General features: G+C 55.3%; 25 protein-coding genes. 9 read left to right on the forward strand and 16 right to left on the reverse strand.

Annotated elements, in window-relative coordinates:
• The gene (locus ACA065_RS20895; RefSeq protein ID WP_497691326.1) at positions 1-1,722 is read right to left on the reverse strand and encodes a ShlB/FhaC/HecB family hemolysin secretion/activation protein; all 1,722 of its coding nucleotides are present in this window, start codon (positions 1,720-1,722) and stop codon (positions 1-3) included.
• Positions 1,723-1,993: 271 nt separating this feature from the next.
• On the opposite strand from ACA065_RS20895, the gene ACA065_RS20900 reads away from it, so the two are divergent.
• Positions 1,994-3,244, forward strand: a complete 1,251-nt coding sequence (locus tag ACA065_RS20900) for a flavin-containing monooxygenase (protein WP_497691327.1) — start codon at positions 1,994-1,996, stop codon at positions 3,242-3,244.
• Between the two features lie 322 nt (positions 3,245-3,566).
• Positions 3,567-3,908, forward strand: a complete 342-nt coding sequence (locus tag ACA065_RS20905) for a DUF6124 family protein (RefSeq protein WP_497691328.1) — start codon at positions 3,567-3,569, stop codon at positions 3,906-3,908.
• A gap of 49 nt (positions 3,909-3,957) precedes the next feature.
• On the opposite strand, the gene ACA065_RS20910 is transcribed toward ACA065_RS20905, so the two are convergent.
• Positions 3,958-4,482 carry a GNAT family N-acetyltransferase gene (locus ACA065_RS20910; RefSeq protein ID WP_497691329.1) on the reverse strand — a complete coding sequence of 175 codons (525 nt, stop codon included), beginning with the start codon at positions 4,480-4,482 and terminating at the stop codon, positions 3,958-3,960.
• A gap of 146 nt (positions 4,483-4,628) precedes the next feature.
• Here ACA065_RS20910 and ACA065_RS20915 point away from each other — a divergent pair, with 146 nt between their 5' ends.
• A complete protein-coding gene (locus tag ACA065_RS20915; protein WP_497691330.1) occupies positions 4,629-5,099 on the forward strand; it encodes a septation protein IspZ in 471 nt (156 codons plus the stop codon).
• Between the two features lie 111 nt (positions 5,100-5,210).
• Positions 5,211-5,549, forward strand: coding sequence for a hypothetical protein (locus ACA065_RS20920; protein WP_497691331.1), 339 nt, complete (start codon positions 5,211-5,213; stop codon positions 5,547-5,549).
• 23 nt (positions 5,550-5,572) lie between these two features.
• Here ACA065_RS20920 and ACA065_RS20925 read toward each other — a convergent pair whose 3' ends face one another.
• From ACA065_RS20925 to ACA065_RS20945, 5 genes are all read right to left on the reverse strand, one after another.
• The gene (locus ACA065_RS20925) at positions 5,573-5,815 is read right to left on the reverse strand and encodes a hypothetical protein (RefSeq protein ID WP_497691332.1); all 243 of its coding nucleotides are present in this window, start codon (positions 5,813-5,815) and stop codon (positions 5,573-5,575) included.
• A gap of 12 nt (positions 5,816-5,827) precedes the next feature.
• On the reverse strand, positions 5,828-6,307 hold the full coding sequence (locus tag ACA065_RS20930) for a hypothetical protein (protein ID WP_497691333.1): 480 nt from the start codon (positions 6,305-6,307) through the stop codon (positions 5,828-5,830).
• A gap of 70 nt (positions 6,308-6,377) precedes the next feature.
• Positions 6,378-6,863, reverse strand: a complete 486-nt coding sequence (locus ACA065_RS20935) for a GNAT family N-acetyltransferase (RefSeq protein WP_497691334.1) — start codon at positions 6,861-6,863, stop codon at positions 6,378-6,380.
• A gap of 106 nt (positions 6,864-6,969) precedes the next feature.
• Positions 6,970-7,476, reverse strand: a complete 507-nt coding sequence (msrA, locus tag ACA065_RS20940) for a peptide-methionine (S)-S-oxide reductase MsrA (RefSeq protein ID WP_497691335.1) — start codon at positions 7,474-7,476, stop codon at positions 6,970-6,972.
• A gap of 93 nt (positions 7,477-7,569) precedes the next feature.
• Entirely contained in the window at positions 7,570-7,872 is a 303-nt protein-coding gene (locus ACA065_RS20945; protein WP_497691336.1) for a DUF7660 family protein, read from the reverse strand.
• A gap of 783 nt (positions 7,873-8,655) precedes the next feature.
• Here ACA065_RS20945 and ACA065_RS20950 point away from each other — a divergent pair.
• Positions 8,656-9,951, forward strand: a complete 1,296-nt coding sequence (locus ACA065_RS20950) for a hypothetical protein (RefSeq protein ID WP_497691337.1) — start codon at positions 8,656-8,658, stop codon at positions 9,949-9,951.
• Positions 9,952-10,313: 362 nt separating this feature from the next.
• Here the strand turns inward: ACA065_RS20950 and ACA065_RS20955 are convergent, their stop codons facing one another.
• From ACA065_RS20955 to ACA065_RS20975, 5 genes are all read right to left on the reverse strand, one after another.
• Positions 10,314-11,783, reverse strand: coding sequence for a hypothetical protein (locus ACA065_RS20955; protein WP_497691338.1), 1,470 nt, complete (start codon positions 11,781-11,783; stop codon positions 10,314-10,316).
• 2 nt (positions 11,784-11,785) lie between these two features.
• Complete coding sequence (locus ACA065_RS20960; RefSeq protein WP_497691339.1) at positions 11,786-12,874, reverse strand: nucleoid-associated protein; 1,089 nt, start codon at positions 12,872-12,874, stop codon at positions 11,786-11,788.
• A 605-nt stretch (positions 12,875-13,479) separates the two neighbouring features.
• Positions 13,480-13,896, reverse strand: a complete 417-nt coding sequence (locus ACA065_RS20965) for a hypothetical protein (RefSeq protein WP_497691340.1) — start codon at positions 13,894-13,896, stop codon at positions 13,480-13,482.
• Positions 13,897-13,955: 59 nt separating this feature from the next.
• Positions 13,956-15,320: a hypothetical protein gene (locus ACA065_RS20970; protein WP_497691341.1), complete on the reverse strand. Its 1,365-nt coding sequence runs from the start codon at positions 15,318-15,320 to the stop codon at positions 13,956-13,958.
• A gap of 60 nt (positions 15,321-15,380) precedes the next feature.
• The gene (locus ACA065_RS20975; RefSeq protein WP_497691342.1) at positions 15,381-15,875 is read right to left on the reverse strand and encodes a hypothetical protein; all 495 of its coding nucleotides are present in this window, start codon (positions 15,873-15,875) and stop codon (positions 15,381-15,383) included.
• Between the two features lie 257 nt (positions 15,876-16,132).
• Between ACA065_RS20975 and ACA065_RS20980 the strand changes: the two genes are divergently transcribed.
• The 3 genes from ACA065_RS20980 to ACA065_RS20990 all read left to right on the forward strand — a co-directional run bounded on the left by ACA065_RS20980 (position 16,133) and on the right by ACA065_RS20990 (position 18,736).
• The gene (locus ACA065_RS20980; RefSeq protein ID WP_497691343.1) at positions 16,133-17,173 is read left to right on the forward strand and encodes an alpha/beta hydrolase family protein; all 1,041 of its coding nucleotides are present in this window, start codon (positions 16,133-16,135) and stop codon (positions 17,171-17,173) included.
• Between the two features lie 89 nt (positions 17,174-17,262).
• Positions 17,263-17,508 (forward strand): helix-turn-helix domain-containing protein, encoded by a 246-nt coding sequence (locus ACA065_RS20985; RefSeq protein ID WP_497691344.1) that lies wholly within the window; start codon positions 17,263-17,265, stop codon positions 17,506-17,508.
• Positions 17,501-18,736: a type II toxin-antitoxin system HipA family toxin gene (locus tag ACA065_RS20990; RefSeq protein ID WP_497691345.1), complete on the forward strand. Its 1,236-nt coding sequence runs from the start codon at positions 17,501-17,503 to the stop codon at positions 18,734-18,736. The genes ACA065_RS20985 and ACA065_RS20990 overlap by 8 nt, the downstream gene beginning before the upstream one ends.
• A 105-nt stretch (positions 18,737-18,841) precedes the next feature.
• Here the strand turns inward: ACA065_RS20990 and cynS are convergent, their stop codons facing one another.
• Positions 18,842-19,312 (reverse strand): cyanase, encoded by a 471-nt coding sequence (gene cynS / locus ACA065_RS20995; protein ID WP_497691346.1) that lies wholly within the window; start codon positions 19,310-19,312, stop codon positions 18,842-18,844.
• Positions 19,313-19,357: 45 nt separating this feature from the next.
• Complete coding sequence (locus tag ACA065_RS21000; RefSeq protein WP_497691347.1) at positions 19,358-19,984, reverse strand: carbonic anhydrase; 627 nt, start codon at positions 19,982-19,984, stop codon at positions 19,358-19,360.
• 111 nt (positions 19,985-20,095) lie between these two features.
• Between ACA065_RS21000 and cynR the strand changes: the two genes are divergently transcribed.
• Complete coding sequence (cynR, locus tag ACA065_RS21005; protein ID WP_497691348.1) at positions 20,096-20,983, forward strand: transcriptional regulator CynR; 888 nt, start codon at positions 20,096-20,098, stop codon at positions 20,981-20,983.
• A gap of 214 nt (positions 20,984-21,197) precedes the next feature.
• Here cynR and ACA065_RS21010 read toward each other — a convergent pair whose 3' ends face one another.
• The gene (locus ACA065_RS21010) at positions 21,198-22,631 is read right to left on the reverse strand and encodes an FAD-binding oxidoreductase (protein ID WP_497691349.1); all 1,434 of its coding nucleotides are present in this window, start codon (positions 22,629-22,631) and stop codon (positions 21,198-21,200) included.
• Complete coding sequence (locus ACA065_RS21015; protein WP_497691350.1) at positions 22,628-23,266, reverse strand: YebB family permuted papain-like enzyme; 639 nt, start codon at positions 23,264-23,266, stop codon at positions 22,628-22,630. The genes ACA065_RS21010 and ACA065_RS21015 overlap by 4 nt, the downstream gene beginning before the upstream one ends.
• Between the last annotated feature and the right edge of the window lie 26 nt (positions 23,267-23,292).

A 23,292-nucleotide genomic window follows, 5' to 3' on the forward strand; every position in this document is an offset into this window, starting at 1 on the left:
TTAAAGGAAAAAATCCATACGGAAGTAGATCGGCGCTTCACGTTCCGTGATCGCACCGGGTCGTTCCAAAGAGTGGGCAAAGGTCACCGTGGCGGCGACATTCTGGCCGCGCGCAAACAGCTCCACCGAGTTGCTGCTCATGCGCCCATGCTGCTCGGCGTTGTAGCGGTCGCGGCTGATCACGCCCTGGTCGTAACCGAGGCTGGTGCCGTACTCGGCGAACACCGGCTGCAGCCAGGCCCAGGTCACCGGGCGGCTCCAGCGCAAGTCGTTGCGCCAGTAACCGCCGCTGTCGCCGGAGAGCATCTGGTCTTTGTAACCGCGAATCGACGACTGCCCGCCGAGGCTCATGCGCTGCGGGCTGAACAGCACGTCTTCGCTGTGCTGGCCGGTCATCAAGCTGCTGAAACTGAGGGACTCGCCCCACAACTTGAACGGGTACAGGTAGCTCACCGTGGCGGTGTATTTGCGGTAACGCGCATCGGCCTGGCCGGGTTTTGGGTCGTGATTGGCTTGGGCGTCGAACGCGCCGATGCCGTTTTGCATGCCCAGGTCGATGTTGAGGAATGCGCTGCCGATGCGCCGGCCGTGGTTGATGCCGAATTGGGCTTCACTGAGGCGGTTGCTGCTCAGCGCCAGCTTGCTGTCTTCGATGAAGTTATTGGTGCGCAGGTAGGCGACGCCGGTGCTCAGCGAGGTTTTGCTCAGCGCGTCGCGATGGATCACCCGCTCCAGGCGCAACTGGTGATTCTGGCTGTCGCCGGTCTGCTTGAACTTGAAATTATTCGCCTGGGCCTGGGAGCGGTATTCGCTCTCGCTGTAGGTGTAGGTGAGGTTCCACCAGCCGAACGGCAGGCTGTAATTGAGCATCGAGTTGCGCGAAGTTTTCTGGTGATCGCTGACGGCATCGTGCCCGCCGCGCAATGAAAGCTGATCGGCCAAACCCAGCGGGTTATCCCAATCCAGGCTCGCGCCCCACTGCTGCTCGCCGGTGCTGCGCTGGCCGCCGTTGTGGCGCGACAGCCCGACGCGCCATGGCTTTTGCGGGGTGTTTTTGACCAGCACATCACTGCCGCCCACGGCCTTGCCCGGCGCCAATTCCATCTGCGCCTGGTTCGATGGCAGGCGGTTGAGCTGGTCGACCATCTGCTCGATTTCGCGCAGGTTGAGCAACTCGCCGGTCTTGCCGGGGAAGCTCATCGCCAACTGGCGGTCGGTGATGCCGCTGCCTTCGGCGCCTTTCAAACTTTCGAGCTTGCCTTCGACCACTTGGATCTTGAGGTTGCCGCTGGAAAGATCCTGTTGTGGCAGATAAGCGCGGCTGGTCACCAGACCTTTTGCGAGGTAGCGGTCGGTGATCACCTTGAGCACCGCGTTGAGCTGCGGCACGCCCAGGCATTGGCCGATGTAGGGCTTGATCAACTCAGCGCGCTCGCCTTCGGACAACGCGTCGGCGCCGGCAAGCTCGACGGTTTTGATCGGGAAGCAACGGGTGTCAGCGGGCGTGGTCGGTGCCGCAGGGGCAGCGGACTTGCCGGGCAGGTCCTTGAGGTCTTCAAGGCGCTTTTGCTGCTCTTCGAGCAGGCGGTCCTGGCGGTCGCGAATCAGGTCGGTGATGCCGGGGGTGTTCTGCGGGGGGGCGGCGTGCGCGAGACCGGCAGTCAACAAACAAACAAAAGCGGACAGCAGGCCGAGCCCGGTCCGGCGTTCCAAACGCCACATTTCTAGTTCCCTCTATATGGCACTGAGCCATTAATGGGCGGCGATAATAGGGTGGCGAAATGGTGGCGTCAATTAAATGTATGAAATTGTGTCAGTTTTGATGCATTCATCAATCACGCGATAGGCGACTGTCCGACGGGCTTTGGATTTTCCTAACCTCTGCCTTCAAAAAGCATAATTTCGCTCCTGCCACTGCGTGATCACACTGACGCTGTCGATGCTTGCGCGTCGCCCAAAACCGACCCAGGTCGTTCACTTTTAGGAAACGCACATGTCAGTGGAAACAATCAACACCCTGGTAGTGGGCGCAGGCCAGGCCGGCGTCGCCATGAGCGAGCACCTTTCCCTGATGGGCGTGCCGCATCTGGTGCTGGAGCGCAGCCGCATCGCCGAGCGCTGGCGCTCGGAACGCTGGGACTCGCTGGTCGCCAACGGCCCGGCCTGGCACGACCGCTTTCCCGGGCTGAAATTCGAGGGCATTTCCCCCGAAGCCTTCCCGCCCAAAGAGCGCATGGCCGACTACTTCGAAGCCTACGTCGAGAAGCTACAGGCCCCGGTGCGCACGGGTGTCGACGTGCTGCAAGTGGAGCGCCACGTGGGGCGCCCCGGCTTCAAAGTCACCACCTCAGCCGGCATTATCGAAGCCGCCAACGTGGTGGCCGCCACCGGCCCGTTCCAACGCCCATCAATCCCTAACATCGTGCCGGCCACCGCGCAGGTGCACCAACTGCACTCCTCCACCTATAAAAACCCTGCGCAACTGCCCGCAGGCGCCGTGCTGGTGGTAGGCGCCGGCGCGTCCGGCTCGCAAATCGCCGAAGAACTGCAAAAGGCCGGCAAAACCGTGTACCTCTCCGTGGGCGAACACTACCGCCCGCCCCGCGCCTACCGCAGCCGCGACTACTGCTGGTGGCTCGGCGCGCTGGGCCTGTGGGACGAAGTCAAAATACAGCCGAAGAAAAAGCACGTAGCCTTTGCCGTCAGCGGCTATGAAGGCGGTAAGACCGTGGACTTCCGCCGCCTGGCCCACCAAGGCATCCACCTGGTCGGCGTCACCCGCGACTGGAACGAAGGCGTGATGACCTTCGAACCGGGCCTGGCCGACAACGTGGCCGAAGGTGACCGCGCCTACTTCGACGTACTGCGCGACGCCGACGCCTATATCGAGGCCAACGGTTTGCCATTCCCATTGGAGCCCGAAGCCTGGGAATTACTGCCCGACCCGGAATGCCTGGTTAACCCGATCCTCAGCCTGGACCTGGTCGAGGCTGGCGTAACCACCCTCCTCTGGGCGACCGGTTTTAAATTCGATTTCAACTGGTTGAAAGTCGATGCGTTTGACGAAAAAGGCGAGCCGTTCCACAAGCGCGGCATCTCGGCGCAGAGCGGGATTTACTTCCTCGGCCTGCCGAATCTGGTGAACCGCGCGTCGTCGTTTATCTATGGGGTTTGGCACGATGCGAAGTACGTGGCGGATCATATTGTTTTGCAGAATGAGTACATGTCCTACAACAAACCCTGAAACAGCAAAGTCCGAGGCGACAGCGTCTTGCTCCGTTGCCTACGCTTGCGTCAGAATCCGCCGGCTTGTGCGCTTGAGTGAGCGTCTCTAAGGTTGCTCGGTCGCTGAACATTCAGTGATCGGGTTTAGTAGCCCGAGCGATAACATAAAGTGCATAAGCCTCATCTGTCAGATGTTCTTGTCTGTGCTTGATGGTGGCTGTGTGCAGGGCGTCCTCGGGCGCGCCGGCTTTGTGTGTTTCCCCGGTCTACTAACCTGCCCACAGCTGCCACCCCATCGTTTAGTAGCGAAGAGGTGTTGGCCCTAATCAGGTACAACACACATGTTCAAAGTCACACCCAACCCTCCGAACGAGCCGGACCTGAAACTAAACCAGGCCGCACATCGCGCGATTGATCGCTATCTCAATCCAGAAACCGACCCACCCGCGCCACCGCCAGGCTTGTTCAGCGTGGCCGCCGACGCCAGCAACGAAACACTGATCACCAACAGCTACGAAACCTTTTCCTCGGTAACCGCCTTGCTGCTTGACCTGTCAGAGGACCTGACCGGGAAACAGCGCGATGTGGCGCTGGCGATTCACCAGCTGAGTGAGTTGGGGGTTTTGTTGATGGATAGGCTGATGGAACGGGAGGTCAAGCTTTCAGCTGTATTACCCGTTTAAAAACCGGGTGCAGGCCACGGTTAAAACAGTGGCCTGCCTCCCGTTTTGCCTAACTCAACCGAATACACGGCAACTGAAACCTCACCTCGACCAACTGCACACCGCCCCTCTCAAGCGTGCGCTCACTGCCCGCATCCTCAACGCAGCCAGCCCGGCGATAAAATCGTATCGCTCGTTCATTACGGGCCAATACCCACAGCGTTACCTGTTGAAACCCTTGCTCAGCCAAATACTGTAAGCCCGCGTTCCACAACGCCAGCCCGACGCCCGTGTGCCAGTGCTCAGCGACAACGTAGATAGCCATGACCTCTCCTGCGCTATCCGCAGGGGCATCTTCGTCACGGCTGTTGCCAACGGATATCCACCCAACCACCTGCTTGTTCACCTCCGCCACCCACACGTTAGATTCTCCCGATTCAATCGAAGCCATCCAAAATGACTCGCGCCTGGCCAACGTCGAGCTCAACGCGCCCAAGTAGTCGGCGGGCATCAGGTCGCGATAGGCTTGCTGCCAACTGCTGATGTGCACCTGGGCAATCGCCCTGGCGTCTGCGGGTGAGGCGTGGCGAATCATCGAAGCGTTCCTTGTTCGGATATCAAGTGGTTAGCGTAAACCGGCCTCGATTACGATTTTGCGATGCGCAGCGTCTTGTGCCATCCACTCGCACGCGGCCTGCGCCTACAATGGCGACTTTTCTGACAACAAGGATGTAGGAAGCAATGATAAAACGCCGTTTTGCCCTGGCCCTCAGCCTTCTATGGCGCACGTACGCTGTGTTTTTCCTCTACTCCATCGTCTTCACGCTGGTGATCGGGCTGCCATTCGGCCAGCTGATGTTAGCCAACAGAGCGGTCATTTTGTACACGCCAGCCGTCGCACTTGTGGTGTTTGCGCTGCTGCTCGCGATTCTGGAGATGGGGTTGCGCATCAATTTGCTGCGGGCCATATTCGGTGCTCGGTTAAACCGCTCGCCTGCGCAATGGCGAACCTGCGTGCTGCAACTGTCTGTGTTGATGGCAGCCTTGGCCGCCGTCAACGCCCTGATTGCCTCTTTAGCGTCGGTGGATGCCTGGGTGTACTACAGAGCCTACGGTGGCCCGCTGCTGTTTTTCGTAGGCGTCTTCGCTCTCGGCTGGACCCAAGCGACCTCGGACGCGGAAGAAACGGAGACCGCTCTGGCAGAGCATTGATTGGCGATACGCTTTGTGCGTGATGGGGACTAAAGCAAAATGGGCGGCAGATCACACCCATAACAAGGGTGGCCTGCCCGCTACTTTCCTCCAGTGAGGCGTCAGCCCTTTATGAATCTGAACCGTGCAAGGCAGTTGATTCATGGACAGATCAATCGAGACGACCCGATTGGAAGTCTCATCCATGTGCTGGAAGCCGCCATTGAGCTGATTTCACTTCAGGGCAATGACTTCTGCTGGTCCAGCTGGGAAGACGAGGATCAGGCGAAGGCTGAGTTGCTGGGTTTGGTCAGCGTGCTCAGATCGGGCGGGTTGCCCAAAAAGCTGGACGTCGCTGTTCTATTCGCAGCCACCGGCCCACTCCAGGAACTCAGTATGAGCAGTGGTTGGGCGGACACTTTTCTTAAAGTGGCGGGCAAATATGACGAAGTTGAAGCGTTATTGTGGTGAAGAACAATAGGCGCCAGGCCACCCTAAAAATCCTGCGCAAACCGCCGCCGCTTCACGAACAACCCCACTCCCAGCGCAACCGCAAAGATCGACAGCAACCCCAGATCAACCCCGAACACGTGGGTCTGGCTCGCAGCAACGCAACCCACCGCGCCACCCACCACCAACATCACCCCCAGCCACTTGCGCAGCGGGTATGACCTAAGAAACCGATCCAACAGATAGAACAGCAACAGGGCGATGACCAACTGGGTAATTTCGGACATGGGCGTCTCCCGTCAGGTTTTGATGATCAGTGTCGAAGCTGTACGTTGCGGGCCGATGCCGCCGCTGACCTGCGCTTCGATGCTGACCAGTATGTCGCCAGCATGATAGGTGGGCAGGATGGCATTGGCATACATGCGCACACCCACCCCGACGGGAGCACCCACGTAAGGGGACGCGACATAGGTGGTGGCGGAAGCAAAGGCTGTGGCGGCCAGGTTAGCGACCTGGGTGCGTTGGGCATTGAGGACATCGCCCTGCTGCCGGGTGAGTGGCTTGGAGATGCCGATCATCATCATGCACGGCCGGCCCTTGGCCAACATCTTGTCGTACACCTCGACGACCTTGCTGTTGACCTCATAGTGGGCGCTTTTCGCCTCGCCAAAATGCAGCTCGCGCAGGCGGCCGCGCTCGCTGTCGGTGAGGGTGATCTGCGATACGTTGAAAACGATCCCGTGATTGCCTATGTATTGGAAAGTCCCTTCGAACTTCATCGCACGCATCCTTTCGAGCCAAAGACGGCGATTCTCTAGAAGGAATGCACAGGATTCAAATCATTTCATCCTACCGGCGAGGTGCGCTGACCGCCGTAGGGTTCTGACGGACATAATAATTGTCGAATTCACTGCTTTCGACGAATTGGAAACCATGGCGGATATAAAACCGATTCGAGGCGCTTTGTTTGAGAGCACCCACTTTGATCGGCAGTGCAGCCGCATCGGCCTCATTGAAAATATGAGTGAGCACCGCAGCGCCTATACCTGCCCCTTGCGCACTCGGCCTCACGTATAAGTGGTCGAGCACATGTTCATTGGGGTGGTGTTTAACCACGACAAAGCCAACCCTGTCTCCAGCGACTTCAATGTAACGGGTGTTGTGGGCTTCAAAGCCGCTGACAAACCGCTCGCGCGCGCGCACGGGATCAAATCGCCCGACACGCTCCAAACTGTCGCGCATCGCCTCGATTCGAATGGCAACGAGATCGTCCACGTCGCTGGGTTGAGCGAGGACTAATCTGACTGGGCCGTTTTGATTGGGCGTGATGGGCATACTTTGCGCTCTACGTAGGCTCCGGCTGGGGCACTGGGGTTAAACCACGTTTATACGGTTTCCCGGAACGTGGTCTGCCTTATCCTTTCTCTAACGCGACTCACACTCAAGTGCGCTTGGGCAACGTCCAATTCGGCCGGATGAAGTGGCAGGTATACCCATTGGGTATGCGCTCCAGATAATCCTGATGCTCCGGCTCTGCTTCCCAGAATGGGCCAGCTGGTTCTATTTCAGTGACGACAGGGCCTGGCCACAATTTCGAGGCATCCACGTCCGCAGCGGTATCTTCGGCTACGTCGCGTTGCTGTTCGCTCAGGTAATAAATCGCCGAGCGATAGCCAGGCCCAAGGTCATTGCCCTGGCGGTTAGGCGTGCTGGGGTCGTGGATCTGGAAAAAGAACTCAAGAATCTGCCGGTACGAAATCACCGCAGGATCAAACACGATTTCAATCGCTTCAGCATGGTTACCGTGGTTGCGGTAAGTGGCATTCGGCACGTCGCCGCCGGTGTAGCCGACGCGCGTGCCCAGCACGCCGGGGTAGCGCCGCAACAGGTCCTGCATGCCCCAGAAGCAGCCGCCGGCGAGGATCGCGGTTTCGGTTTGGTTGGTCATGGTCTGCCCTTGTGCTGAATGAGTACCGGGATAGTTATGGGGCTGTGTTGGGCAATAGCAAGGTTGAACGTCGGGTTGCGGGTTACGCTCGTCTCATTCATAAAACTTCCCGGCCAACAAAATAGCCGCACAGCGCTGCCATACGTTCGATGCCACTCCGCCCGCCTGCGCAGGCCGAGTGCTGGACGCTGCCCACGCAGCCGCCGCATCGAGAAACGCGTCAACCGACGCGTTTTCCCAGCCTAGCGCACCGGGGCCATAGCGCGATGACCGCGACGCCTGTTCCAATAATCGCTCACGGGCAAAATCAGCACCGAGTGCTTCGATGAATTGAATGAACGACGCTTCGTCTATGACGTGGGCCAGCAGGTCGTCGAGATCTACAGGGCTTGGCATGGGGTTCCTGAGGGAGAGTGAAGAGTGGTCGAATGTGCAGGATTGCTGCTGTTTTCGAGCGGCGGTTTTTGGCCAATAGCAGACCTTCCTTAAATCTTCAAATAGGTTTACAAACCAGATACCTTCACAAGTTTAGGCAAGACGGCATGACACTTTCCAAAGGCAGTATCATAAAGCTGATCACTATTGACCGAGCAGCGGTGGTACTCACGGACTGGTTGAACTCTCGGGAGGCGGCCCCTGGAGATATCGCCGTGGTGGAAAGGATTTCAATGGGGGAGGCTGGATGTACCGTTCTCTTGTTGTGCGAGCTAGAAGTAGGACTCCTTGAGTGGAGAGCGTCATATTTTGAGGCTGGGTTGACCTATGAGGTACTTAGTAGCAGTCCCACTGACGTCGCCTCTTGAATGTCTGCTCAGGGCCGATTTCTACCTGCCGCCACCGTCAGCTTTGGGTCGATAGCTGCCCGTTGCGGAGGGCTGCTATCGGCCAGAAGCAGACACTGATGCCGCCTACAACTCACCTAAAGCGGACGCTTGGCGAGATCCGCTTTTGGACAAACGTAGTTAGCTCAACCACTGGTTGATTCGCCTCATCATCGACTGCGTACTAATCGCTTTAGGGGGCGCTCCGAAACCCAAATGGCAAATTATCGTTGGCGGTGAAAGGATTACACACAGCACTTTGCAATAAGAAAAGCTTGAAGAGCTGCTATCGCATGAATAACAATCCAGCTTAGCTGTGAAAGGCGGACTGAGCAGATGTTCACACGAGGGATTAAAGATGGCGACACCAAAGGAAGTTAGAATAGATTTTTCTCAAACTACAAAGCTCGAAATTTTTAAGAGAGTAAATGGCCGCTGCTCCGTCCCCCGATGTACCAACGTTACGATTGGTCCTTTTTTAGAATTTGATGGCGCAGTAAATATGGGCGTTGCTTGCCATATTTATAGTGCTGCTGAAGATGGGCCGCGCGGCCGGGGCGAACAGACAGATGCATTCATTAGTAGCGAAAAAAATGGTATTTGGTGTTGCTCTTCTCACGCCTCTTTAATTGATAAAAAAAAGGGAAATGAGTTTCCCGCCGCTGTATTATTTGCATGGAAAGCGTTGGCAGAGGCCCGAATAAGGAAACTACTTGATGACGCCCCTTCTCCACTTGGATGGGTGGGTACGATAGAGTTTTCAGAGTACGGCAATCTAATTACTCCTCCTAGTATCACGCTATCAAGAAATACGTTGATTTTTGGGCCAAACTGTTGCGGAAAAACATCTCTGATGGAAGCAGCTGCATCAGTTAGTGATTCAAAGTATGCCGAGGCGTTCGATGGTACCTATAGAAATGGCGCCCACCTTAAATACAAAGTGCAAATTAAATACTCTACTGTCGACACGCTCAATAAGACTTTAGAGCTGGAAATGTGTAATGGTAGCCTTATTCGTAAAGAAGGTCGCACACCTTATCTGCTTCCCCCCGGAGATTTGGAAGTCATTTTATGTTCAGAACGGGATACGCGGCGTAAACCGCATGAAGATGATGTTGATTTTTTGATGCGCTATCTGAGCATAGATAAAACTGCTCTATTTTACTTGGCCGAGATGGGCGGCGGAGAATTGCTACCTGGAGATATGAGATTCGAGCAAGCCGTAGATATTGAGTACAATGATTACGATGAAGAGATAAAAAAAAAGAAATACAAGTCAGATGATGAACCCTACGTAAATCTTTTATTTCGGCGACACGGCGATCAGCGCTGGGTAACTCTAACTCGCCTGGCAACGAGCGAGTATGGCAAGCTGCTGGTGAGTTTCGCCGTGACTAAAGCGCGTGAAACATGCAAGCAAAAGCTTACGCTATTCTTAGTGGATGGCCTAATCTACAACTTCGATAAATATAACTTTGAAAAAGTTTTAAACGTATTGTCAAAAAGTGATTTTCAATCAGCGTTGATACTACCTCCATATCAGGAAGAAAATATCCTGGAGAAGAGTGAAGGCAATGTTGAATTGAAGAAACTAGACTATCTTAAACAGTGGCAACTGAAACTGCTTGAGCGTTCAGAATATTTCGCTGCCTGATTAGAGCCTGTACCGAACTCTAATTAAACAAGATGTCCGATGCTCTCTTCCGCTCATGCACGAGGGCATCACGGATGAGGTAAATTTGTGCAATCATACAAAGATAAAATAGATATGGCTGAGGGAGTGGGGTGTCGTCCGATGCTTTCAGGACGGATTAAAAGGCACTATGGATTCCTTTTTGTAGTATAGCCAAATCTAAAAAATCGCCCCATCCCAAACTCTCAGGTCCAAAAAACTGTAGGTGAAACCTACGCACACTCCCCACGTACAACCGGTAAATAATAAAACCTGAAAACATTGATTTCAGGGACTCCTTTATAGACGGCGGAGAGGCATGGGCTCTACAGGTACATTTTCGACTACCGGCCAAGCACCCCAAACAAACTCAATGTCAGCTCAACATTCCAACAGGATAACGCCATAACCACATAAATAACGAACACAACAATGCAGGTAATCCAAAAATTTACTTTAACCGAAAACAAAGAATTATCAACAATTCTCTGAAGTTCCTCTGCCGACATATGCGATCTAACGATACCCTTCCAATCTGTAAATAATTTTGTAGAGATTAGACTTACAGAAATCGCCCCCCAGAATCTCAAAATCATAGCCACAACTAAATAAATTGAAAACGACTTGAACAGAACTACTGCTTCCGGACTCTTCAGCGCGTCTTCCGCAATAAATCTGCGGGATACGACTCCAGCAGTGAGCACAAATGCTAGAGCCAATACATCCGCAAGCAAGCTTCCCGTAAATTGATGACTTGCTGAAACATATTTATCCACCACTCCAGACAAGTCCTTTTGTATATCAGACAGTTCTTTCGTGTAATCTTTTTTTCTATCCAAAACTACATATTTATATCTAGATCTTGCCTCGGCAAACGCAGCAAATACAAGGCGAACCGCGTCAATTAAAGCCTGATCATCCTTTAAATCAAGAGTCAGCCTATCAACGACAAGTAAAGTTCTAGTTTCTTCATCACTTTCTGCATAGCACCATTCAACACAAGCAATAACCGCATCAATATCCCGCGTCGAAAATTCCTGCAATTCGTTATCACAGATACTTAACTCAAGCTTTCTACGCCCCTTCAAGACAACTTTATCCCAACCATAAAACTCTTGAACCAATGAGATCATGGCATAAACAACACAAGCCTTGTTGAAGTAGGTTGCAATGGCATTATCAACACTTCCCCAATTAAATAAAAAACGTTCAGGGGACACCATGACGGCGTTTCCGGTCACAAAATGCACGGACTTAAGAAGCTTCTCCAGATTAGGAAGTTTCGTTGACATCATCCACTCAACAGGCAAAACTTGATCATATTTATTTGTCGGAACTATTGCAATTCTAGGTCCGCCAAACGAATCTTCAAGACCACATAAAAATATTTTAAGCGGTCTTTCAGACTGAAGACTCTGGTGTAAATCACCACCTAGCAAACCAGAGACTTTCGGAAGCCAACTTTCTAAAAAATAGACCTTATCAAAAAACAACAAACCATCTATATCGACATTAATCGCTAAGGAATCTCGAAGCAAAGCAGCCTTATCAGTTACAGACACAACCCAATCCAGCATACGCTGGTCAGAAAAATCCACCTCATCCCAAGCCTCATCTTGCCCATCGACCTGTAAGCGTATGCTCGTAATAGCATTCTCACAAATCAACTGAGACAACTCGTTTAAAACCGCCCGAGAAGTCGCGTTAAGAAGACCAGAGTAGTTAGCTCCGAACGAATTCTCACTATAAGAGATATCAGCCTCCCGCTGTAACCTAACTATAAATCCAGATAGCACCCCCAGGTCAACAGCCATAACTACTCCCGTTCTTCCACGGTAGTAGCTCTAATGGTAATAATGTATGAACCATCAGCTTGCTTTGTCTTATCCAGAATATTTGGATTTCGTTCTCCTTGCCAAATCACTTTGACGCCTGCATCAGTAATCCACTCACCTTTCCTATCCTTATTAGGAATAGAACCCGGCTTGGGTGAGAACGACACTCCACCAAGCCCAAGCTCATCCATATGCGAATCAAAACTGCTTTTCATACGAGCAACTTGTGCTGGATCAGTATGAATACAGACACGATCTTTAATCTCACTATAAGCAAGCTCACCATCTGCAAAGGCGTCAAGTAAACCGATTACTGAATGCCTAACGTCTGAAGGAGTTCTATCGCCCAAGTCCCCGTCATATGCTCTTGCCCATCGATGGCACGCCACTACCATTTGTTTAGTTAAGGTTGAATCATTTACTCTAAGACGGACACCGAGGAAGCGCTTGAAATAATCAGTAATAGCGTCCTCTGTATCCAGTACCGCACCTGTTTTTTTTCGCTCTACTGCCAGTACGTCCCAAGCAAAATCATCTCCAAGCTGAATCAGAGCCTTCTTTTGAACAGCAGCAGCCTGCTCAGAAAGAGCTTCTATAATCTCTTCCAACCTAACTCTCGTATTCTGCACCGCATCTCTTTGCTGACGCAGCACGGTGCTATAATCCAGTTTAATTAAAGCAACTAGAGACTGCCTTGAAGTTCCAGAAATTATTGTCACTCTTGCTACAATTAGGACTCCATCAGCTGTTTGCCCCGCTGAATGCTGCCCCAAAAATAACCTAGCTATTTCCTTAGACTGCTCGACAAACTGAACATCAGGATCTTCAACAATTGCATTACATGCCGTCACTAAGTGGGAGTTTTCTTTATCGACGAAGGTGTATTGAGTACCCTGCCCTGTTTCCGATATTATTTTCTTGAAGAATGCTCTTTGTGTATCACTTGAAAGAAGAACTTCATCCAGACATTCAGGCTCGTCCTCGCCAGACTTCAGGATATGGTAAATAAAGTTCTCAACGACGAGTTCATTTCGCTGGACTTCAGTCAATACACTGACACGATTTCTCACTATTAAAATTCCCTTTCAAGAGCAACCATCAAGAAATTGATGACACATTGCCTTCACGATAATCAATGAAACATAACGTGTCCACGCCGTCCGCGATTTTTCAAGCATCCATGCCCCAAAATAAAACTGTACAAAAACACAGTGCTCGGAGCGGGATTTTGCCATAATCAGCCAGCCTAGCTACGCCGAAGCGACGACTGGCGTGTGAGGCCTCCTAGAGAGGGACCTTGGAGAACGAGACAAGGGGCCCCTCAGCCTCATCAACGAATTCCGAAAATGGCCCGTAGCTAGCCTGTCCCGAATGTCTGCTTCTGGCCGAACGCGGTCGTTGCTAAGAGGCTGCTTTCGGCCCAAAGCAGTCCATGGACACGATAGTGGCGAAATAGTAGCCTATGTCGCTAATGGGCAATGGAAAATCATCAGCGGATCACTTCGGATGATGTCTAGAGATGGGACCGAAATTTGAAGACCCGATCTTCATGCTTGAGGCCATCACGCTGCTGTTCGATCGGCTTCATCTAGCGCTCACTCATCTGCGCGTAGAACTGTCTGCCCCTTAAAAATTCGTCGACTACGAAAAACTAAATTGCCAAGGAAGTCACATGTCAGTCAAATGCCCAAGTTGCGGTTCTGATAAAACCCAAAAAAGAAATATTGGGACGAAAGTCGCAGGTGGGGTTGGAGCAGTAGCAGGCGGGATAGGAGCGGTAGCAGGCGGGGGCGAAGGCGCTGCTGCTGGTGCCGCGATAGGGAGCGCCCTGTTTCCTGGGGTTGGGACGCTCGTTGGCGGTGTAATCGGCTTTTTGGGCGGCTTGGCAGTAGGTGCTACTGCGGGAGCAGCGGCAGGGAAAGCCGTAGATGAATACATCTTGGACAATCACAAATGCAACGCTTGCGAACATACTTTTAGTACAAGTTGATTGCAGCTCGACGGCAAAGCGGCCGACCGCAGAAAGACTCGCCCAGGTGCGCGGCGCGAGCGCACTGGCGGTGCTACCGACGACGTTGAGACGGATGAACAACGTCTACTTTCAGCCTCCTGGCTGGCAGTAATAATAGTGGTCTGCCGTCTATTTCTTCATCACGGCCTGTCATTTTGAAGCAGCCTGAACAGACTGCTTAGCCAGATAGGTCGTGTATGAGGCTGATCGCGATTGTCGGAAAGGGCCTCCAGAATGACGCTTTTGTGTGTTTGACCGGCACCGGCCTCTACGATGGGACGGCTCGGTTCCTGGGAGTCCGTGGGAGCAGTCCAGCTAGCCCTTCCCGTATGAGGGTCCAACGAATACCCGGCCGCCTTGCCTTTTTCGGTGATGCTCCAGACGCCATTATCATTGATAACGAGTGGATCGACACGTTGGATCATGACGTCCTTGGAACGGGTCATCACACTATTGTCGCTAAGATTGATGACTGGCACATAGGTGTCAAATTGAGTACCAAGCGATCTTTGCTTGGCGCCTTCCTCAGAGAAGCTCACCACCATCTGTTCGAGAAACTCAAAGCTGCTGGTGTTGCCAAGTGCTCCAAAACCCGGATCAAGGATGTAGGACAAAAAGCCTTGGTCCAAAAGGGTGCTATTGATCGCAGTACTACTCAGAATGCGCGCGACGGTCGCTGCGTCCTTGTCGTTGAAACTGACCGTAAGCTGGTAGCCCTCCGAGTCGTAGCTGTGACCGTTGTTGAAATTGCCGCGCAATCGTCCGTTGTCGTGCTGACGATATTCACCCAGCTCTTTGGCCAAATTATCGACGTAAGCCAAATCAGCACCTTGCTCCTGAGCGTAAGCGTACATCCGCGACAACAGGTTGCGATCATCATGGGTCAGGAATTCGTAAGGAGATCGACTGATGTTGATCACGCTCATACCCTCAGCACCGTTGGACACATCAGGCTCTGTGCCGAAGAACAGGCGCGAGATCATCAAATCACGTCCGTCACTGGATGCCGCTGCTGAGCGGGCGGGCGCAGCAACGACTGTTGCTTTCATTTCCTGCCACGCTGCGCGTCGTTCATTGGTTGTGAAAGCGCCGCCCTCGTCGTGAACAATCAGGCTCAGTTGATCACGCTTAAGGCCTTCGAAGGGGTTGCTGTCAGTACCGTTGAGGAAGTCAGTCGCCTGCCTGGCGCGTGCCCATAACTCCAGGTCATCGGTATCGGGTAACTCGACGTCGTGTTGCGCCTTGTTGGCGAGGTACCCATTACCTGTAATTGCCTCAATCTGGCTGTAAGGGACCTGCCCAACGCGGGATTCAGCACGGGTTTGCGCTTGGCTTAATTGGCGGGCCAGGGTCGAAACTGTGCTGTCGGAACCCAAGCCGCCTGTGAGCGGGGAAGCATCACTCCTGCCCTCAACTGGTCGAGCGGACACCGAATTTGGGGTGTCGACGGCACGACTGGCCAGACGATTGTTAGACCGCAATAGATAAGGGGTGGTATCGATCATAAGTCTTCCCCACACGGATAGTTGTTGCGTTGCAACTTGAAAAAACTTCACGGGTTTGGGCTATTCACTAAAGCGAATGGTCACCGAGTCGTTGCCGGCTGGATAACTAAGCCGCTCACTGGCGCCCATGATCGTGTGCCGAATGATGATTTTAGAGCCATTACCAAAGCGCTGATCATTAAAGTCATTAACCGTACCAGACGAGTTTGGCCGAATCGGTTTACAGCCCACTGGAGTAACACTGCTGAACGGGAGGTAAAAGCACAACTCAACTTCCTCGCCAAAACTCTTCAGATAGGAAGTAGTCATCCAGTCGATGCCCTGCAACTTCCATTGCGTCGCCAACGTGCCCCTAGGAAAGTCGGTGCTAAGCAAGTTGAACTGGGCCAGCCCGAAACCACCAACAGATAGCACGGTGATGATATCGGGCTTTACTGCTTTAGTGATCGTTTCCGCATTAACGGTTGCAGTGGAGGAAAACACCGAAACAGCAAACACAGCCAGTAACGCCTTACGCCCACCTTTGCCACACGAAACCGCGAATAATCTTTTCATCATTATCACCCTTAGCGCCGATAATTAAGTACTAAGCTCACAGCCGATCCAATTAATATCTGCAGTAGGATTCACGCCCCCAACACTGCACGAATAATTATCCGAAGTAAGCCAGCCACTTCCTAAAAACACTAAGGACCGCTCCGTCATACTTAACAGTAGGAGTCCGTCAGCTATTTCCTAGTCCCGCCTCCCCTCTACCCAAAACGACTCTTTCCCCGCATCATGCGCCACCAAAATCAAGGACGATAACAACAATGAAAACCGCGTTGCGCGCCCTGTTCCTGCTCTGCCTGTCCACGCCCGCCTTCGCTGCCGAAAGCCCGGTGGGTTTCAAGACCGCCACGCTGCCCGATGCCAAACATCAGCGCCCACTGGAACTGGTGGTCTGGTATCCCGCCGCCACCAATGCCCAAGCCAAACTGATTGCCGACAACGCGGTGTTCATCGGTGCCCTCGCCGTGCCCGACGCACCACCGGCTGCCGGCGAGCATCCGCTGGTGGTGCTGTCCCACGGCTACGGTGGCAATTGGGGCAAGCAGGTGTGGCTGGCCAGTGCCTTGGCGCATAAGGGTTATATCGTGGCGGCGGTCAACCACCCCGGCACCACCACCAAAGACCGCAGCCCGCAAGCCGCCGCGCAGTTGTGGCAACGCCCGGCCGACCTGGGCCGCGCTATCGACGCGGTGCTGGCTCAGCCGAAGCAGTTTGGCGCGGTCGCGAACAAGCAGATTGCGGCGGTGGGCCACTCCCTCGGCGGCTGGACGGTGATGGAGATCGCCGGGGCGCGCTTCGACCCCGACCTGTTCAGCCGCGATTGCGCCGAACACCCCAAATTGGGCGGCTGCATCGGCTACCAGGAGATGAACCCCGCCGCTACGCCCGCCGGCAAGGCCCAACTGACCGCTGATTTGAGCGACAAGCGCGTCACCGCCATTGTGTCGTTGGACCTGGGCCTGTCGCGCGGCCTCACCAGCGCCAGCCTCGCCGCACTGCCGGTGCCGGCGCTGGTGATCGCGGGGGGCGTGCCAACCGAGGACATGTCGCCCGAGCTGGAGTCTGCCGACATGGTCAAGCGCATGCCTAAAACCTCCACGCAGTACGTGGAGATCAGCGACGCCACGCACTTCAGCTTTATGTCGATCTGCAAGCCGGGTGGCATGGCAATGATTGAAGAGAGCTCGCCGGGCGATGGCATGATTTGCCGGGATGGCGAAGGGGCGCGGCCACGGGCGGTGATTCAGCAGCAGGTGGTGGAGCTGATTACTGGTTTTTTGGGGCACACAGCGGCTAATTAGAAGAAAGGACTACTCAAGACAAAACGTATCGAATACGATGCATAAATATGCAAACAACACAAAATGCACTGCATAGGATGCAAAATGCTATGGAAGACCTAGGTCTCATGATCAAAAGTCTGCGTAAGGCCGCTGGCCTTTCACAAAGCCAGCTCGCCCAACGGCATGGCATGAGCCGCGCGACCATTTCAGGCATCGAGAACAACACCATCCCCGAGGTGGGGATTCGCAAGGTTATGGCGATTCTCGAGGGCTTGGGTTACGAGTTGACCGCACAGCCCAAGCGTCGACGTAAGACGCTCGATGAACTGAAAGCAGGAAGCGTCCATGACTAGGCAAAATGACCGGCTATATATCGGCGCAAGCGGCGTAGCGGCTGGAACACTCGGACGCAGCGAAGAAAACCCGCGCGATTCGGTGTTTTCGTACAACGAGGCCGTCTGCGAAAAGGACGCGGTCTCCTTGACCATGCCCGTGCGCTTGGAGAGCTACAACTGGGCATATGGCATTCATCCCCTGTTTGAGATGCACCTTCCCGAGGGGCACCTTAAAGCCGAGCTTGTACGGCGTTTCAGCAAGTCAGTGCGCGGCTTTGACGATTTCACCTTGCTGGGCATTGTCGGTCCACACCAGCTGGGTCGCATTAGCGTTGCCCACGCTGGCGCGGATAAATCGCTGCCTGAAATCAAGCTCTCTGAGCTGTTGATCCATGACGGGGCGAAAGACCTGTTCAACGATCTGATGAACACTTATGCCGCCTACTCAGGTGTTTCAGGGGTTCAACCGAAGGTACTGGTGCGCGATGCAGTCGACACGGGCTCCAGCGTCGCACGTCTCACCCACCGTGGTGCTACGCATTTGGTGAAGGCGTTCAATGATTCAGACTTTGCGCAACTGGCGGCTAATGAATTTTTCTGCATGCGCGCGGCATTTCACACAGGTCTTGAAGTGCCTGAATGCCAGCTGAGCCAGCATGGCAAGTTCCTGGTGGTGCAGCGGTTCGATATCGGTGACAGCGCCTACTTGGGGTTCGAAGACATGTGTGTGCTGTCCGGATGGGGAACGGAAAAGAAGTACGACGGCAGCTACCAAGGTTGCGCAAAGCTGATCAAGACTTATGTGTCCCCTCCCCGTCTGACCAAAGCGCTGGAGGACTTCTTCATGATGGTTGCGCTCTCGGCAGGCATCCAAAATGGTGACGGGCACCTGAAGAATTTCGGGCTTCTTTATGAGAACTGTGCAGAAAACGCTGACGTCTGGCTTGCGCCCGCTTACGACCTGGTGACGACTACGGTCTACCAAATCAACGACATTATGGGCTTGCTGCTCGGCGGCTCGAAGGCTTGGCCAAAACGTAAAATGCTGGTCCAGTTTGGACGCAGCTCATGCAATTTAACCGAAGCTCGCTGCAATGAATTGCTCGCCAAAGTGCACAGTGGCATGCACCGCGCGATGGGGGAGCTTTCGCAATATCGAAGCTCCCACCCGGCGTTTGAGGCAGTGGGAGACAAGATGATCGCGGCCTGGACTGCCGGAATGGCGAGGAGTATCGCGCCGCAGTGATCTTGCCTACTTGTTTACTCGGTATAAATAGCCGCGCGCACGGCTTCAATCTTTGACGCGTGCGGCCCAGGCGCCTCGCAGCGCCTGGGCTTGTTTACAACACAATCAGAACGGTTTGGTCGGCAAGTACTTACCATCCAGGGTTATCACCGCGCGCGAGCCGCCGTCCGGTTCCTCGACCTTCTTGACGTCCAGCTTGAAGTTGATCGCGCTGATGATGCCGTCGCCGAACTTCTCGTGAACCAGCGCCTTGAGCGTGGTGCCGTAGACCTGAATCATTTCGTAGAAACGGTAGAGGGTCGGGTCGGTCGGGATGCCGTTGCCGATGCTGCCGCGCAGCGGGATGGTTTGCAGCAGGAGCACGGCGTCCTCGTCGAGCCCCAAGGTGTCGGCAACGGTTTGGGCGGCGTCGGCCGGCAGCGGGTGCTGGCCGAGCAAGGCGGCAGTGACGAAGGCTTCGTGCAGGCCGGTGCCTTCGGCGATCTGCGCGAACGACAGGTCTTTGCGGGCCTTGGCCAAGAGGATGACGTCGGCCAGGGCAAGACGAGTGTTCTGGCTGATTTGTGACTGGATCATGGGGTTATCTCCGTGGGTAAAAACAGTGGGTTAAAGCGTCAACGATCAACTGTGGGAGTAGTCGGCCAGCGGTACGAATTTTCCGGTGCGGCTATCGAAGGCCTGGATGCAGCCACTTTCGATGTCGTAGACCCAGCCATGCAGCGTTACGCGCTTCTCTTCAAGTGCCAGGCGTACCGAGGGGTGCGTCTGGATATTGGCCAGTTGCGCGATCACGTTCTCGCGAACCATCGAGGCGACTTTGGCGTGTTGGTCGACATGCTGGCGGGCCTCGTTGACCACTCGGCCGGAGTCGGCGTAGCGCAACCAACTGGCCACGGCGGGCATGTGGTCCAGGCATTTGCAGGTGGCGATGGCGGTCATGGCGCCGCAATCGGAATGCCCGCAGATCACGATGTCCCTGACCTGCAGGGCCGCGACGGCGTACTCCACCGAGGCCGACACCCCGCCCGGTTCAGGGCCGTAGGACGGCACAATGTTGCCGGCGTTACGGATGACGAACAGGTCGCCCGGTTCGCGCTGCGTGACCAGCTCCGGCACCAGCCGGCTGTCGGAGCAGGAGATGAACAGCGCCCGCGGGTTCTGCTGGTTGGCCAGGTCTTTGAACAAACCGGCACGCTCGGGGAAGGCGTTGCGCTGAAACTTCAGGAAGCCGTCGATGATGTCTTGCATGGGTAACTCCTTTGAATCGCGATGCGATGGAGCAAAGGTTACGGCGCCCATTTAATAAGGTAAAAGTCTCATATATGATCCAGCACATTAGATAATCTTATGGGTTAAAACATGCTGGCACGACATATCCAGTACTTCCTCGCCGTTGCAGAACACCAAGGCTTCACCAAGGCGGCGGCGGCCCTGCATGTCTCGCAACCGGCGCTGTCGCAGCAAGTGCGGCAATTGGAAGAGAGCCTCGGTGCACAGTTGTTCGATCGGTCCGGGCGCCAGACGCGCCTGACCGATGCCGGTGAGGTGTACCTGCGCTATGCGCTGCGGGCGGCGCAGGAACTGCAGGAGGGCAAGCGCGCGATTCATGACGTGGGCGACCTGAGCCGGGGCACGCTGCGGGTTGCCGTCACACCAACGTTCACCACCTACCTGGTGGGGCCGCTGGTGGAAGCCTTTCACGGCCGCTACCCGAACATCACACTGAACGTGCGTGAGGTCGCCCAGGAACAGCTGGAGCATCAATTGCTGGCAGACCAGCTGGATGTGGGGATCGCCTTTGATCAAGTTCACGCGCAAGACATCGAGACCTTTCCCCTGCTGGTCGAAACCCTTGCGTTGGTCGTCGGCAAACAGCACCCGCTGGCAGAGGAACGGGCTATTGGGCTGGAGGCGCTGAATGGCGAATCACTGATTGTGCTGAGCAAGGAATTCGCCACCCGCGAGCAGATAGACCGCTACTGCGCCCAACACGGCATCCGCCCACGCGTGGCGATGGAGGCCAATGTGATTGGCGCGCTGATCGAGGTGGTGCGCCGAACCACGCTGTCGACGCTATTGCCGGCCGCCATCGCGCGGGCGCATCCGGAGTTGGTGGCGGTTGAGCTGGGGCCGCAGCGGTTGCAGCGCACGGCGGTGTTGATGCAGCGCAAAGGGGCTTATCAGTCGGCGGCGGCGCGGGCGTTTTTAGCGGTGGCCAAAGAGGTGGCGCAAGTAGTGAAGAATTAGCTAGCTGGGTTTCATTTTGAAAATAGCGCCTTGACCCGCCGATCAATATCAGCCTTCTCCTCGTCGGAAACATCGAAGAAATAAAGTGCATGACCAATGCGACACCCGATTGGAGACAGCCTGATGCCTCAGTGCACTGCAGCTTTTACCGACAATAAGTAAATGGCCATGAATAACAGCTTAAATAAATCAAGGCCTTTACGCGTTGGGGATATCAGGGCGATTTGACTGCGTAGTATTTGTCCCACAATTTATTGCGGAATCGATTGCCGGGATCCAGTTGCGCCTTGAGGGCGAACAGACGCGGCGCGTTGGGGTAAGCCTGTGAAAACTGCTGCGCCGTGGCGTGCAGCTGATACGGCAAATAATAGGTTCCCCCCAGCGACAACGCGGCGTCGATAAGCTCGCGCGTCCACACGCCGACGGCCTCGCGGTCGGCCCCGCCAACGCGCTGCCAGTAATACAGCACGAACGAAAACACCTCTTCACGCGCCCAAGACAGGCACGATTCGCTGTCAGCCGGTGCGTGCCGGATAGAGACGTTGACGGCGTTAACGTGGTGCGCCCGCAGGATGCCGGCCAGCAACGGCACGAACGCGGCGAGCTGGGCGACGGGCACAAAATACTCCTGCAACGCGTAGGTGCTGTGCCGGGTTGCGAGAGGCCCGAGGGAGGCGACGTCCGCACTGGCCTCGTAATTGCGCCGTACCACTGGATGGCTGAGATAGCGCAACGGATCGACCACATCCTTGCGAATCAACGGGCCGCCGGGAAGCTTGGCCACACTCCACATCACGGCTTCATCGAACTTATAGGATTGCCCCGGCGCGACCAGCCTGTCTGCGACTGTCAGCGCTTTGTCGGTGGTGCGCCAGGTGACGCACGTGGCGCGGTCAAAGTAAGGCGGTGCCAGGTCGGCATTGTGCAAGATTGCCTGTGTGTTGCCGCGAACCTGCTGATTGAAAAACGCCGGATATTCGGCAACCGGCATCCGGCGCACCTCACGCTCCATCGCGACGTTGGGCACCAGCTCAAGTTCGACTTCGGTGATCACGCCCAGCGCGCCGTAGCCACCGATGGCCGCGTAGAACACATCGGCGTTGGCACTGCGGGACGCCTCGACCAGCGAGCCGTCAGCCAGCACCAGTTGCAGGGAACGTACCGCGTTGATCACCGGGCCGGCGCCGACATAACGCCCATGCGCATTGACCGACAGCGACCCGCCGACGGTGAAATTGGCGTAGCTCTGCATGATTTTTACCGAGAGCTCGTGCGGGTCGATAACCGACTGCACATCGCGCCAGCGCATGCCGGTTTGCACGCGTATCACCTTGCTCTCAGGCGAAAACCGCACCACTTGATTGAGCTGGCGCATATCCAGGTGCAGGCTGTCTTCGCTAGCAATCTGCCCGCCCATGCTATAGCGGCCACCGCCGATACTGACGGGGCCGGCTCGTTCGCGAAGCGCCTGGCGAACTTCGTCTGTCGTACGCGGGGTGAGCACACAGCTGACCCAAATCGGGTTAAGCAATGTCACATCGTTAATCACCCCACCCGAGGGCGCAGCCCACACCGCCCAAGGCGACAACGCACTGACTGCGATACCGGCCATGCCGGCCTGCAGCAGCTCACGCCGCGTGCACTTCACCGAGCCCACCGCGCTGCCTGAGGTTGGGCGGTGGCGCGAGCAGCCCCTGGCGCATCGAAAATGACCTGCACATGCGGGCTGCGAAGCACGCTCGCCGGCGTCACCGTACGCCGTTGCCACGGGATGCGGCCGAAGTACCAGAAACGCCAGAATACGAGCTTCGGATCAGGGTTGTGCTGCAGCAATGTCGCGAACGTCTGCACCTCGCCCACCTGAATGTCGGTCGCTTCCTGGATAACTTCACGCACGAAGCGCGAGCAGAACTGGCGTCGCGAGCTGATGTTGAAACCGGTGTCGTAAAACGTGCCCATGCGCCGCGCAGCGGCCGCCACCACTGCGCTGCGCTGCTGATCGTTGAGCGCAGAGGTCAGCCGCGCAACGGCGCACCGCCCGTGCTCGGAACGCGCCAGGAAGCGCGTCATCGACGTGGTTTGCACCACCGGAAAGGTGCTTTCGGCAATCAGTGGGTCCGCGCCAGCGTTGTCAACGACGATACCCACATGGTTGGTCCATGAGTTGGTGGCGCCGGCAACCTCCAGAAAGGGCCGCGCAGTGACGCGGATGAACACCAGGTCTCCAATCTGCAAGTCACCCCTCGGTGGCCCCAGGCTGATCACTCCCTTGTTTTCGGACATGCTATGACTCCTTGTTCTTTGAAGCG

Source organism: Pseudomonas sp. LBUM1640 (assembly GCF_059716225.1).